Origin of the sequence: Burkholderia sp. 8Y (assembly GCF_902506145.1) — a bacterium.
In the GTDB taxonomy this organism is placed as follows: Bacteria; Pseudomonadota; Gammaproteobacteria; order Burkholderiales; family Burkholderiaceae; genus Caballeronia.
In genome coordinates this window covers 575,585-588,105 of sequence record NZ_LR733520.1, presented here as the reverse complement: position 1 = coordinate 588,105, position 12,521 = coordinate 575,585, and the positions used below count along the sequence as shown (strand labels likewise).

The 12,521-nt window shown below is 64.7% G+C and carries 12 protein-coding genes and 1 tRNA gene; 4 read left to right on the top strand and 9 right to left on the bottom strand.

Annotated elements, in window-relative coordinates; translation table 11 throughout:
- The first annotated feature begins 188 nt into the window (after positions 1-188).
- Positions 189-1,493 (top strand): MFS transporter, encoded by a 1,305-nt coding sequence (locus GV035_RS13300; RefSeq protein WP_159835542.1) that lies wholly within the window; start codon positions 189-191, stop codon positions 1,491-1,493.
- A gap of 478 nt (positions 1,494-1,971) precedes the next feature.
- On the opposite strand, the gene opgC is transcribed toward GV035_RS13300, so the two are convergent.
- Complete coding sequence (gene opgC / locus GV035_RS13295; RefSeq protein ID WP_159835541.1) at positions 1,972-3,141, bottom strand: OpgC domain-containing protein; 1,170 nt, start codon at positions 3,139-3,141, stop codon at positions 1,972-1,974.
- Between the two features lie 234 nt (positions 3,142-3,375).
- Here opgC and GV035_RS13290 point away from each other — a divergent pair, with 234 nt between their 5' ends.
- Together GV035_RS13290 and GV035_RS13285 are read left to right on the top strand one after the other, a co-directional pair.
- Positions 3,376-3,555: a hypothetical protein gene (locus GV035_RS13290; protein WP_159835540.1), complete on the top strand. Its 180-nt coding sequence runs from the start codon at positions 3,376-3,378 to the stop codon at positions 3,553-3,555.
- A gap of 264 nt (positions 3,556-3,819) precedes the next feature.
- On the top strand, positions 3,820-5,199 hold the full coding sequence (locus GV035_RS13285; protein ID WP_159835539.1) for a chloride channel protein: 1,380 nt from the start codon (positions 3,820-3,822) through the stop codon (positions 5,197-5,199).
- A 104-nt stretch (positions 5,200-5,303) separates the two neighbouring features.
- Here GV035_RS13285 and minE read toward each other — a convergent pair whose 3' ends face one another.
- The 5 genes from minE to map all read right to left on the bottom strand — a co-directional run bounded on the left by minE (position 5,304) and on the right by map (position 8,876).
- Positions 5,304-5,558 carry a cell division topological specificity factor MinE gene (gene minE, locus GV035_RS13280; RefSeq protein ID WP_008350955.1) on the bottom strand — a complete coding sequence of 85 codons (255 nt, stop codon included), beginning with the start codon at positions 5,556-5,558 and terminating at the stop codon, positions 5,304-5,306.
- A gap of 9 nt (positions 5,559-5,567) precedes the next feature.
- Positions 5,568-6,383 carry a septum site-determining protein MinD gene (gene minD / locus GV035_RS13275; RefSeq protein ID WP_159835538.1) on the bottom strand — a complete coding sequence of 272 codons (816 nt, stop codon included), beginning with the start codon at positions 6,381-6,383 and terminating at the stop codon, positions 5,568-5,570.
- 79 nt (positions 6,384-6,462) lie between these two features.
- Complete coding sequence (gene minC, locus GV035_RS13270) at positions 6,463-7,245, bottom strand: septum site-determining protein MinC (protein ID WP_159835537.1); 783 nt, start codon at positions 7,243-7,245, stop codon at positions 6,463-6,465.
- Between the two features lie 131 nt (positions 7,246-7,376).
- Positions 7,377-7,901 (bottom strand): GNAT family N-acetyltransferase, encoded by a 525-nt coding sequence (locus GV035_RS13265; protein WP_159835536.1) that lies wholly within the window; start codon positions 7,899-7,901, stop codon positions 7,377-7,379.
- A gap of 192 nt (positions 7,902-8,093) precedes the next feature.
- Positions 8,094-8,876, bottom strand: coding sequence for a type I methionyl aminopeptidase (gene map / locus GV035_RS13260; protein ID WP_159835535.1), 783 nt, complete (start codon positions 8,874-8,876; stop codon positions 8,094-8,096).
- Between the two features lie 220 nt (positions 8,877-9,096).
- On the opposite strand from map, the gene GV035_RS13255 reads away from it, so the two are divergent.
- Complete coding sequence (locus tag GV035_RS13255) at positions 9,097-9,447, top strand: hypothetical protein (protein WP_159835534.1); 351 nt, start codon at positions 9,097-9,099, stop codon at positions 9,445-9,447.
- Between the two features lie 67 nt (positions 9,448-9,514).
- On the opposite strand, the gene GV035_RS13250 is transcribed toward GV035_RS13255, so the two are convergent.
- From GV035_RS13250 to GV035_RS13240, 3 genes are all read right to left on the bottom strand, one after another.
- Positions 9,515-9,605: transfer RNA gene (locus GV035_RS13250), tRNA-Ser, on the bottom strand.
- 110 nt (positions 9,606-9,715) lie between these two features.
- The gene (gene serS, locus GV035_RS13245) at positions 9,716-11,011 is read right to left on the bottom strand and encodes a serine--tRNA ligase (protein WP_159835533.1); all 1,296 of its coding nucleotides are present in this window, start codon (positions 11,009-11,011) and stop codon (positions 9,716-9,718) included.
- Between the two features lie 118 nt (positions 11,012-11,129).
- Complete coding sequence (locus GV035_RS13240; RefSeq protein ID WP_159835532.1) at positions 11,130-12,446, bottom strand: replication-associated recombination protein A; 1,317 nt, start codon at positions 12,444-12,446, stop codon at positions 11,130-11,132.
- Between the last annotated feature and the right edge of the window lie 75 nt (positions 12,447-12,521).

Sequence of the window (12,521 nt, the reverse complement as noted above, 5' to 3'; positions counted from 1 at the left end):
CGGTTCCGTCCGGCCTGGCCTTCGCCGCGTGCTCACCCCGCGCGCCGTGCGAAGCGCCCAAGCACCACGTCCCGCGCAGCGCGAGCCATCGCGCCCGTTTTCCCAGTCGCTCAACGTCGCGCCCTTTTCGCGCGCCCGGCCGATGCGCGCGAACAGCACGACACACTACAACGCCACACGGAGACACCATGTCATCACCCTCGCTTTCCGCCGCCAAGCCCGGCGACGGCGCCCAAAGCACTTCGCGCGTGATTTTCGCGAGTTTCATCGGCACCGCGATCGAGTTCTACGACTTCTACGTCTACGCGACCGCCGCCGCGCTGGTCATCGGGCCGGTGTTCTTCCCGCACGGCTCGCCCGCCGCGCAGGCGCTTTCGGCGTTCGTGACGTTCGGCATCGCGTTTCTCGCGCGGCCGATCGGCTCGTTCCTGTTCGGGCACTTTGGCGATCGCGTCGGCCGTAAATCGACGCTCGTCGCGTCCTTGCTGGTCATGGGCCTCTCGACGACGCTGATCGGCTTCGTTCCCGGCTACGACTCGATCGGCGGCCTCGCGCCCGTGCTGCTGTGCATCCTGCGCTTCGGGCAGGGCATCGGGCTCGGCGGCGAATGGGGCGGCGCGGCGCTGCTCGCCACGGAATACGCGCCGCAAGGCAAGCGCGGCCTGTTCGGCATGTTCCCGCAGCTCGGGCCGTCGGTCGGCTTTCTGGCGTCGAATGGCCTCTTCTTCAGTCTCGCGCTGTCGTTGTCGGACGAGCAGTTTCGCAGCTGGGGCTGGCGCGTGCCGTTCATCGTCAGCGCGGTGCTGGTGGCGCTCGGGCTCTACGTGCGCCTGAAGATTGCCGAGACGCCCGCGTTCCGTGCGGCGCTCGAACGCCACGAGCGCGTGAAGGTGCCGATCGCGACGCTCTTCAGCCGCTACCTCGCGCCGACGCTGCTCGGCGCGCTCGCGATGGTCGTCTGCTACACGCTCTTTTACATCTCGACGGTGTTTTCTTTGTCGTACGGCGTCTCGACGCTGCATTTCTCGCGCGAAAAGTTCCTCGGGCTGCTCTGCTTCGCGGTGCTCTTCATGGCGATCGCCACGCCGATTTCGGCCATCGCGAGCGACCGTTTCGGCCGCAAGCCGGTCCTCGCCGTGAGCTGCATCGCCGCGATCCTGTCCGGTTTCGCGATGTTGCCGCTGCTCGGCAGCGGCAACACGGCTTACGTGGCGCTCTTCCTCACGATCGAGCTGTTCCTGATGGGCGCGACGTTCGCCCCCATGGGCGCGCTCCTGCCCGAACTCTTTCCGACGAACGTGCGCTACACCGGCGCGGGCGTCGCGTACAACCTCGGCGGGATTCTGGGCGCATCGGTCGCGCCGTATATCGCGCAACTGCTTGCGAATCGCGGCGGGCTGGCATGGGTCGGCGGCTATGTATCGGCGGCGGCGGCGGTTAGTCTGCTCGCGGTGCTTGCCATGCGCGAAACGCGGGACATCGTGCTGGAATGAAGGCGGCCGCGCGGCGGATGACGGTTTTTGGATACGCCGTCGCGGGTTGTGGGCGGTGCGCCAAGCCGCGCAACGTCGCTGAGATGAAATAGGCCGGTCCGTCATAGCGCGTCGACGGCATGCGCAGGCCGTCGACGTGTCGCGACCGGCGCGCTAATTCGCACAACGGGGCGCTCGTAGCACAGCGGCTAACCGATCAGCGATGCACGGTTGCCGGCATGCATAGGCTGTCGCCGTCTCGTGCCGGGCGCGCTGATCCGCGCACATCCCGCTGAAAAGAAGCGGCGGCGAACCGGCGGAACCATTCAGCGATTGCCCTCGACGGCATGCGCAGGCCGTCGCTGGCCGTGGCTGGCGAGCTAAGCCGCTCAGCGTGGCGCTCGAAGGGAGGCGGTTGGCTGGGTCAGCGAGCGTGGCCGCTTCTGCCCCACGCACTGTTTCACGCGAAGTCGCACTCAAATGAAGGCGGTAGCGGCCTTCACCGATCCCGCTGACTGCCCGCATGCACAGGCACGGGCCGTCGATCGATCACGGCACGCCGCTGCCCCTTCGCGCGGCAGACACGCGCCGCCTTGCGCTCCGCCCAGAACCGCGCGAGCCAGAGCAGAAAACCGACCGCGATCGCATCCGCGACCAGTCCCGCCAACCAGTGCGACGGATAGCGCCCGAGGTTTTCGACGCCCATCGCGCGCAGCGCCGAATCCAGCACGAGCGAAACCGCCGCGCCCGCGATGAAGCACACGAGTCCCTGCTGCCCGACCGTCACGATGCCCGGCAGCCTGCGTGCGAGCTTGCCGATCCAGCCCGCATAGACTGCACGCGCGATGATCCACGCGACCGCGCCGAAGCTCACGATGCGCAGCGTCGCCAGGTTCTGCTTCATATACCCCGGCGGCGGCTGCGTTTCCAGAAAGAGCTTCGCGAACGCGAACGTCAGCGCGAGCGCGACAGCCAAACACGTCAGCACGCGAGCGGTCCGGCCCGCGTGAAAGCCGTCGCTGATCGGCTGCACCCGTGAGAGCACGCCGGTCATGAACATGAGTTGCCACGCGAACGGATTGAACGACCACGCCTGCGCATAGGAAGGCGGAAGCGCGTTCGCAAGCGGCGTCGCGGCGAGCCACACGAGCAGGCTGCCGAATATCGCGACGACCGGCCTGCGCTCGGCGAGCGGCACCGCGACCGGCACAGCGAGCGCGAAGAGCGAATACATCGGCAGGACCGACGACAGATACGGCTGCTGACGCCACAGCGCGACATCGAAGAGCAGACTGAACGGATGCGCGAGCAGCGCCGGCCACGCGGTGTACGGCAGCATCGGCGAGTCGATTCGCAGCAGCATCAGCAGCGCGCCGCCGACCAGCATGAGCGTGGCCGTCAACAGATACGCGCGGTAGATCTCCCAGCTGCGCCGGAAAAAGCGACGGCGAGCGGCCGAATCACTCCGGCGAGTCGCAAGCGCCGTGTAAGCCGCCGCCGACGCGTAACCACCAAGAAACACGAAAACTTCAGCGGAATCGCAAAACGCGTATTGATGCAGCGTGAAACGCGAGAGCACGCTTCCCGATATGTGGTCCACCGCGATGATCAACAGCACGATCCCTCGAAAGAAATCGACTTCGAGCGAACGTGTCGGCGGGGAAGTCATTGGCGAATGCTCCTCGGACTGCGGTCGGCGCGCCTGTCGGAAGCGATCGCGCGCATGCGGGGTTTGTACCTAGCGTCGAAACAAAATTCCCGTGGCAACGTAATCAGGTACGCGCATTCAAGGTAACACCGGCTGACAGTCGGCAAGCTGGCGGCGAAATGGCTTTTCCGTCCGATTCGCCGCGAGCGGTTCGACCAATTGTGGACAATAAAACTCCGTTGCATCGAGACCATCATGCGTATTCATCTGGCCAGTTCCCATCTTGTCGCGATGATCGCCATCGCGCTCTCGGTCGCGTTGCTGCTCGCGATTAGGTTTCGGCCCGCGACGTGGCGCGGCGTGGTCTGCGAGGCGCTCATCGCCAATCTCGGCGCGATCGCGGCGGTCGTCGCTTTCGAAATGCTGACCGCCTGACACTTTTTTGCGGACCACTTTCGATTCGTTTGAACTCCGGCGAGCCGGCGCGGTCCGAAGCTGTAATGCCGAGCGTGCCGTCGATTGCGGCGCGCCCGGCTCCCTTCTCCTCTCCGCTCCTGATGGACGGGAGCGTTTCATGGGCGCCTGGCGAAAGCCTCGCGCCTGTTCTTTTTTCTGCTGGGGCTTTCGTTCGAACGCTTGCGGCGCGAATTGCCTTTCTGAGATCGTCGTTATAATCGGCGCTTTGCCGATGGCCTTCGCATGATCCGCGCGCTTCGTTCTCTCTCGACCATCACCACGCGCCGAACGCGCAGTCTCTGGCGCCGCTATGGGATCTTCTGGCTAGGCGCCATTCTCGTTGGTCTCGTCGCGGTGTATTACGCGCGGCTCATCGACTGGGGATACGGTCTCTTCATGGGTTTTCGCGCGGAGCACACGTGGCTGCCGCTCATCGTGACGCCGGCGGTCGCGGCGCTCTGCGTGCTCGTCACGCGCACGTTCTTTCGCGGGTCGGAGGGCAGCGGCATTCCGCAGGTAATCGCCGTGCTGCACAGCCCGACAACGGCGGCGGGCGGCCGTCTGCTCACGCTCCGGATTCTCGCCAGCAAGATCGCCGTTTCGTTCCTCGCGATTCTTGGCGGCTTCACCATCGGTCGCGAAGGGCCGACCGTGCAGGTCGGCGCGGCGCTGATGTTCAACATGCGGCGCTTCTATCCGCGCTCGAACTCGCTGATCGAACGCCAGCTCGTGCTGGCCGGCGCGGCTGCCGGCCTGTCGGCGGCGTTCAACACGCCGCTCGCCGGTATCGTCTTCGCGATCGAGGAACTCACGCGCAGCTTCGAAGTGCGCGCGAGCGGCGTGCTGATCACGGGCATCATCATCGCGGGTATCGTCGCGCTCGGGCTCAACGGCAATTACACCTACTTCGGCACCATCGAAATCGGCGCGCATTTTCCGAAGGAACTGGCCGTCGCCGTCGTCGTGACCGCGATCGTCACCGGCATCGCGGGCGGCGTGTTCTGCTGGCTGCTGCTCAACACGAGCAAGTGGATTCCCGCGCCGCTGCGCAAGCTGCACGCGTCGCAGCCGGTCGCGTTCGCGGCGCTGTGCGGGCTCGTGATCGCGGTGGTGGGGATCGTGTCGGGCGGCAACACCTTCGGCAGCGGCTACGCGGAAGCGCGCGGCCTGCTCGAAGGACGCGAGCATCTGTCGGCGTTCTATCCGCTCCTAAAGATGATCTCGATGATCGGTTCGTATCTGCCCGGCATTCCGGGCGGCATCTTCGCGCCGTCGCTGTCCATCGGCGCGGGCTTCGGCAACGTGCTGCACATGGTCTTCGGCGACATGCAGTTGCCCATGCTGATCGCGCTCGCGATGGTCGGCTATCTCGCCGCCGTGACGCAGTCGCCGATCACCGCGTTCGTCATCGTGATGGAGATGATCAACGGCCACGCGCTCGTTATCTCGCTGATGGCCACCGCGGTCATTTCGAGCCGCGTTTCGCGCGTGTTCGCGCCGCCGCTGTACGAGGCGCTGTCCGAACGCTACATGACGCCGCTGCCGAGTCCCGCCGCGCCGTCGCCCGAAGTGCCGGACACGGGCACTGAGACCGAGACAGAAGCCGCCGCGCCGCAGAAATAGCGCGCGCAAACGATAGCGCGCCAAAGCAAAAAGCCAGGATCGCCCGATCTTGGCTTTTTATTTCGATGTCCGCGCGACATGCGCCGCGCGGACCGATGGCGGCGCTAAGCCTGTGGAATCTCGATCTTTACTTCGAGCACTTCGAGATCGTCCTGACGTTCGAGGCTCACCCGAATATCGTCATCGGAAATCTTCACGTATTTCGAAATCACGGCAACCAGTTCCCGTTGCAACGCCGGCAGATAATCGGCGGCGGCTTTGCCACCCGCGCGCTCGTGCGCAATGATCAACTGCAAGCGTTCCTTCGCGACCGTAGCGGACTTTTTCTTCTCGCCCAGCAAAAACGAAAGAATCGACATTGCGTCCCCTTACTTGGTGCCGAAGATGCGTTGCAGCAAACCAGGCTTCTGATAGTCGGTGAAACGCAGCGCCTTGTCCTCGCCGAGGAAACGCGACACCACGTCCTTGTAGGCTTCCGCGACATCCGTGCCGTCCAGATGCACGGCCGGCAAACCCTGATTCGATGCATGCAGCACCGCTTCCGATTCCGGGATCACGCCGATCAGCTCGATTCGCAGAATCTCCTGAATATCGCTGAGCGACAGCATCTCGCCCTCGGACACCCGCTTCGGGTTATAGCGCGTGATGAGCAGATGCTCTTTCACGGGCTCCTTGCCTTCCATCGCGCGCTTCGTCTTGGAAGCGAGGATGCCGAGAATGCGGTCCGAGTCGCGCACGGACGACACTTCCGGATTCGTCACGATGAGCGCCTCGTCGGCGAAGTGCATGGCCATCAGCGCGCCCGATTCGATACCGGCCGGCGAATCGCACACGATGTACTCGAAATCCATCTTGATCAGTTCGTTGATGACCTTCTCGACGCCTTCGAGCGTGAGCGCGTCCTTGTCACGAGTCTGAGACGCCGGAAGGATGAAGAGGTTCTCGCACTTCTTGTCCTTGATGAGCGCCTGATGCAGATTCGCCTCGCCCTGGATCACGTTGATGAGGTCGTACACCACACGGCGTTCGCAGCCCATGATGAGGTCGAGGTTGCGCAGACCGACGTCGAAGTCGATCACGGCGGTCTTGTGGCCGCGAACCGCGAGCGCCGATGCAAAACTCGCGCTCGTGGTCGTCTTGCCGACGCCGCCCTTCCCCGAAGTCACCACAATGATTTTTGCCATACAAGTACCTTGTGTTCGTCAAATGGGTCCGCCTGCGCTTCCTGCTCGAGCGCGCGCCAAACGCACGGGGCGCGCGGCCTCAGGTCAGCCGCAGCGGTTCGATCATGAGTTTTTCTTCGTCAAGCCAGATCTGCACGGGCTTGCTCGCCACGTCGGCGGGCAGCGGGTTCTCGGTCGTCCGGTAGATTCCCGCGATGGAGATCAGTTCCGGTTCGAGACACGTGCAGAAGATGCGCGCGTCGAGATTGCCGTGCACGCCGGCGAGCGCGCGGCCCCGCAGCGGCGCATAGACGTGGATGTTGCCTTCCGCGATGACCTCGGCCCCGTACGACACGAGCCCGAGCACGATGAGATCGCCCTTCGCGTAGACCTGCTGCCCGGAGCGCAGCGGCCGGTCGATGATGGTCGCCGGTTGCGGCGCCGCGGGCGGCGGTTCCTTGGCGACAGCCGCTTCGATGACGGCGGCGGCTTCGGTGTTGGGCTTCGCTTCGTCCACCGAAGGCTTGGGCGCGCCGCGTCGGTCGCGTGCTTCGAGAATCGGCAGGCCGCCCGCGTTCGCCCATTGCACGGCCCATGTCTGCGCGGGCAGCGCGACGACGCCCACCGGCCGCATCCGCACGCTCTTCAACAGCGTCTCGAGTTCCGCGAGCGAGATGCGTTCGCCCTCGCCGCCATTGCCCGAACCGGCGAGACGCCGCACGTCGATGGCGACGACGTCGTTAGCGAAGAATTCGGGGGTCGCCTCAAAGCGCCGCGTGAGTTCGGTGCGCAGGGCGTCGAGGTCGGGAGTTTTGACGACGAAGAGAAGCGTGTCGACGGAGCCGCTGCGCAGTTCGAAGAAGGGCGTTTTGTTGAGCGACATAGGAACGGCCAAAAATTTTGCGTATTTTACAGGCGTACACGCTCACGGCCATAGTTTTTAAGACCGAATTTCAGCCAGCGGAAACGATGAGCGCGTGCCCTGCGCACGCGAGGAGATGGGCCGGAAAGGCTTCAGGCGTCGTGCCCGGAATTCATGTGACGCACATAGAGCGATTCGGCTTCCTGCTCGCTCGGCGGCATGGCGCGGCGATCGCCCGTGGGACCGAAGCCGAGGCGTTCATAGAAGCGCATCGCGGTGCGGTTCTCGTCGGCGATCCACGCGTGCACTTCCGCTGCGCCCTGCTCGGCGAGCCATTGCGACGCGACGTTCACGAGCAATTCGCCGCCACGCAGATGACGCACTGCCGGCGCCACCCACAGCGCGCTGACGAAAGCGCGCTTGTCGCCGCTCTCTTCGATGTACGCATGCACGAGCCCTGCGGGATGACCTTCGGTGTAAAGCAGAAACGTCGCGAGCCGGGGCGAGCCGGCATGCAGCGCGGCGGTCTGATCGAACCACGAGGGATCGACGAGCAGCGCGTCTTCGAGCGTCTCGCCGAAAGCGTACGGCGCTTCGCGCAGCGACGCGGTGCGAAGCTCGCGCAGAACCGAACCCTGTTGGGCGGCAATGCGGCTGACGGTCAGTGAGGGACTCATGCGGGCAATTATCTCTCTGGCTTCCTGGCTGTGATCCGATCGCTTTGCAGCAACTCGGGCACATCGCCCATTCGCGTAGCTTCAACCGAACGGGCGAACCCGTCAATTCCTAAATCGTCGGAAAGTGCCTTACAGCGCACATCGTCCGCAGGGCAACGTCTCGCTCCGTGCGTGGCCGGCTCGGATCGCGGCTCAAGGCGCTGGATAAGCGCCCGTGCCATCCGGCCACGGCGTGAGCACCTCGTAGCCGTCTTCGGTGACGGCGATCATGTGCTCCCACTGCGCCGAGAGCGATCGGTCCTTGGTGGTCACGGTCCAGCCGTCGCGGGATTGCTGCGTGGCCGCGCGGCCCGCGTTGATCATCGGCTCGATGGTGAAGACGAGGCCGGGCTTCAGACGCAGACCCGCGCCCTTCTGACCGTAGTGCAGCACTTGCGGGTCTTCGTGATACACGCGCCCGATGCCGTGACCGCAATACTCGCGTACGACCGAGAAGCCTTCGCGATGCGCGACCGACTGAATCGCAAAGCCAATGTCGCCGAGCGTCGCGCCCGGACGCACCTCGCGGATGCCCGCGAGCATGGCTTCGTAAGTCGTTTCGGTGAGGCGGCGCGCTTCCTTGCCGGGCGTGCCCGCGTAGTACATGCGGCTCGTGTCGCCGAAGTAACCGTCCTTGATGATCGCGACGTCGATATTGATGATGTCGCCGTCCTTCAGCTCTTTCGGCCCGGGAATGCCGTGGCAGACGACGTGATTCACGGACGTGCAGACCGTCTTCGGAAAGCCCATGTAGCCGACGTTCGCCGGCACGGCCTTGAGCTCCTCGACGATGAACCGGTTGCACAGGGCGTCGAGTTCGTCCGTGGTGACGCCGGGGCGGACGTGTTCGGCGATCATCGCGAGGACTTCGGCGGCCATGCGGCCTGAGATGCGCAACTTTTCGATGTCGGCGGGTGTCTTGAGCGTGATGGACATTGAGCGATGCGGATGGATTCGTGCGGCCTGCATGCGGGCGCTGAGCCGCCGTTCGCGAACGTTCGACGCGCACCGCGCACGAGGACAATGAGGCCGATGATAGCATTCCCGGTTTCGTCGCCGGCTGCTTTGGGGCTGTGTATGGCGCCGGATCGCTGCCCTTGCGATGTGTCTTCGGGTGTGTTCAAGTGCGGCGAATCGACTTTTTGTACGGAGCGTTATGAGCTTGTATCGCTTGACCCTGGCTTGTGTTTTCGCGTCGGCTGCGGCGGCGCTGGCCGCGTGCGGATCGACGAGCGGCCCCGAATTGCGGGCGTCGAAGCCCGTAATCTATGTCTCGTCGGCGCGCTCGGCGTCGGATATATCGAGCTGCTTGCAGCGCATGCTGCCGTCCGCCCAGATGACGCGCGATCAGGGCTCGACGGAGCTTCTCGTCGGATCGAATGCGTGGCTCGTCACCCTGACGCCGTCGGGCTACGGATCGATCGTGAAAGTGCAGCACGCTGCGTCGGACGATGGCGGCGTACCGGAGCCTGAATTGCGCTTCGATGTAGCGCGCTGCGCAGTTTAAGGGCGCTCGAACGCGTCCCAAAACGAAAAACCCCGCAAGCCTGACGACTTGCGGGGTTTTGATGTCTTGGCGGAAAGGGTGGGATTCGAACCCACGGTACGGGGAAACCGTACGCCTGATTTCGAGTCAGGTACATTCGACCACTCTGCCACCTTTCCGTCTACCAGCGTGCTGCTGCCGGCCTTCGCTGAACGGGTCGTTGCTCAACGAAGACTCGAAGTATACCGAACTCTAAGAACGTTTCCAAGCACCTTTTTGCAAATAAACGTCAAGCAGCGGGCGCTTCAATCCGCTCCGCACCGCGCATATAGGGACGCAAGGCGGCCGGAATCGTCACCGAGCCGTCCGCGTTCTGGAAGTTCTCCAGCACCGCGACGAGCGTACGCCCAACCGCGAGCCCCGAGCCGTTGAGCGTGTGCACGAACTCCGGCTTGTTCTGCGCGTTGCGAAAGCGCGCCTGCATGCGCCGCGCCTGAAAAGCCTCGGTGTTCGAGCAGCTCGAAATCTCGCGATAGGTGTTCTGCGCCGGCAGCCAGACTTCCAGATCGAACGTCTTCGCGGCGGAGAAACCCATGTCGCCCGTGCAGAGCGTGATCACGCGATACGGCAGTTCCAGCTTCTGCAAGATGGCTTCGGCCTGGCCGACCATCTCGTCGAGCGCCGCGTACGAATGTTCGGGCGCGACGACCTGCACCATCTCCACCTTGTCGAACTGATGCTGGCGAATCAGGCCGCGCGTATCGCGGCCATAGGAGCCGGCCTCCGACCGGAAGCACGGCGAATGCGCGGTCAGCTTCACGGGCAGCGCGCTCGCCTCGAGAATACTGTCGCGGACCGTGTTCGTCAGCGAAATCTCGGACGTCGAGATGAGGTACTGCGTGACCGTGTGCTCATCGCCGCCCTTCTCCACGCGGAACATGTCGTCCGCGAACTTCGGCAACTGGCCCGTGCCGTACAGAATCTCCGGATTCACGATGTACGGCGTGTACGCCTCGGTGTAACCGTGCTGTTCCGTGTGCGTGTCGATCATGAACTGCGCGAGCGCGCGATGCAGCCGCGCAATCGGCCCGCGCAGCAGCGTGAAGCGTGCGCCCGAGAGCTTCGCGCCGGTCTCGAAGTCGAGGCCGAGCGGCGCGCCGACGTCCACGTGATCCTTGACCTCGAAGTCGAACGTGCGCGGCGCGCCCCAGCGCCGCACTTCGACGTTCTGCGTCTCGTCCTGGCCGACGGGCACGCTTTCATGCGGCAGGTTCGGCACGGTCAGCATGAGGTCCGACAGGCGCTTCTGGATGTCGTCGAGCTTCGCCGCCGACTCCTTCATCGTGTCGCCGATGCCGCCGACTTCCGCCATCACCGCCGAGGTGTCCTCGCCGCGGCCCTTCATCGCGCCGATCTGCTTCGACAGGCTGTTGCGGCGCGCCTGCATTTCTTCGGTGCGGGTCTGGATCTCGCGGCGCTCGGCTTCGAGCGCGGCGAAGGCGGCGACGTCGAGCGTATAGCCCCGATCGGCGAGGCGCTTCGCGACGCCGTCCAGGTCTTTGCGGAGAAGTTGAATGTCGAGCATGGCGGGGCTGCGTTTGTTAAGTATTCGGAAACGCCGATTCTAGCGCACGGGCATCGGCGTTCGCGGGCACCGGGTCATCGCTTCGCGAAATGCGCCAAGTGCCGCAGCGAAACGACGCTCAACGCTTCTTCGGCTCTCGATGCTCCCGGCGCCACGCCTCGTCCAGTTCGGAGAGCCGCGCGAGCTTTTCGCCGATCTTGCCTTCAAGTCCGCGCGGCGTCGGCTGATACCAGTGCGGATCGCGCATGCCCTCGGGCAGATAGGTTTCGCCGGCGGCGTACGCGTCCGGCTCGTCGTGCGCGTAGCGATATTCGTGACCGTAGCCGAGTTCCTTCATCAGCTTGGTCCGCGCGTTGCGCAGATGCACCGGCACGCCGCGCGACTGGTCCCGGCCGACGAAGCGCCGCGCTTCGTTGTACGCGTTGTAGCCCGCGTTCGACTTCGGCGCGACGGCGAGATAAATGAGCGCCTGCGCGATCGCCAGTTCGCCCTCCGGCGTGCCGAGGCGCTCGTACGTTTCCGCCGCATCGAGCGCGATGCGCGCGGCGCGCGGATCGGCAAGCCCGATGTCCTCCCACGCCATGCGCACGATGCGCCGGACGAGGTAACGCGGGTCCGCGCCGCCGTCGAGCATGCGGCAGAACCAGTACAGCGCGGCGTCCGGATTGCTGCCGCGCACCGACTTGTGCAGCGCGCTGATCTGGTCGTAGAACGCGTCGCCCCCCTTGTCGAAACGGCGCAGATTCTCCGCGAGCGCGCTGCCGAGAAGCGCACCGTCCACCTCGGTCTTCTTTTGCTGCGCCGCCGCCCGCGCGACGATTTCAAGATTGTTCAGCAGCTTGCGGCCATCGCCGTCGGCGGACCCGACGAGCGCATCCCGCGCTTCGTCCGTGAACGTGAGCCCGCCGAGTTCGGCGGTGGCCCGTTCGAGCAATTCCTTGAGCTCGTCGGCGTCGAGACTTTTCAGCACATACACGGCCGCACGCGACAACAACGCGCTATTCACTTCGAACGACGGATTCTCGGTCGTCGCGCCGACGAACACGAAAAGTCCCGACTCGACGTGCGGCAAGAACGCATCCTGCTGGCTCTTGTTGAAGCGATGCACTTCGTCGACGAACACGAGCGTCTGCCGCCCGTTCGCGCGATGAATCTGCGCGGTCTCGACCGCCTCGCGGATATCCTTCACGCCCGAGAGCACCGCCGACAGCGAGATGAATTCGGCGTCGAAGGCCGCCGCCATGAGGCGCGCGAGCGTGGTCTTGCCGACGCCGGGCGGGCCCCACAGAATCATCGAGTGCGCTTCGCCCGACTCGAATGCGACGCGCAGCGGCTTGCTCGGCCCGAGCAAGTGCTTCTGGCCGATGACTTCGTCGATGGTGCGGGGGCGCAGGCGCTCCGCGAGCGGAACGGTGCCACGGTTTTCTTCGAACATGTGCTGTGGACGCAATTTGAAGCGATAAAGCAAATGGATGCGGGCTGTCGCGCAAGCCGCGCACGCGGCGATAAT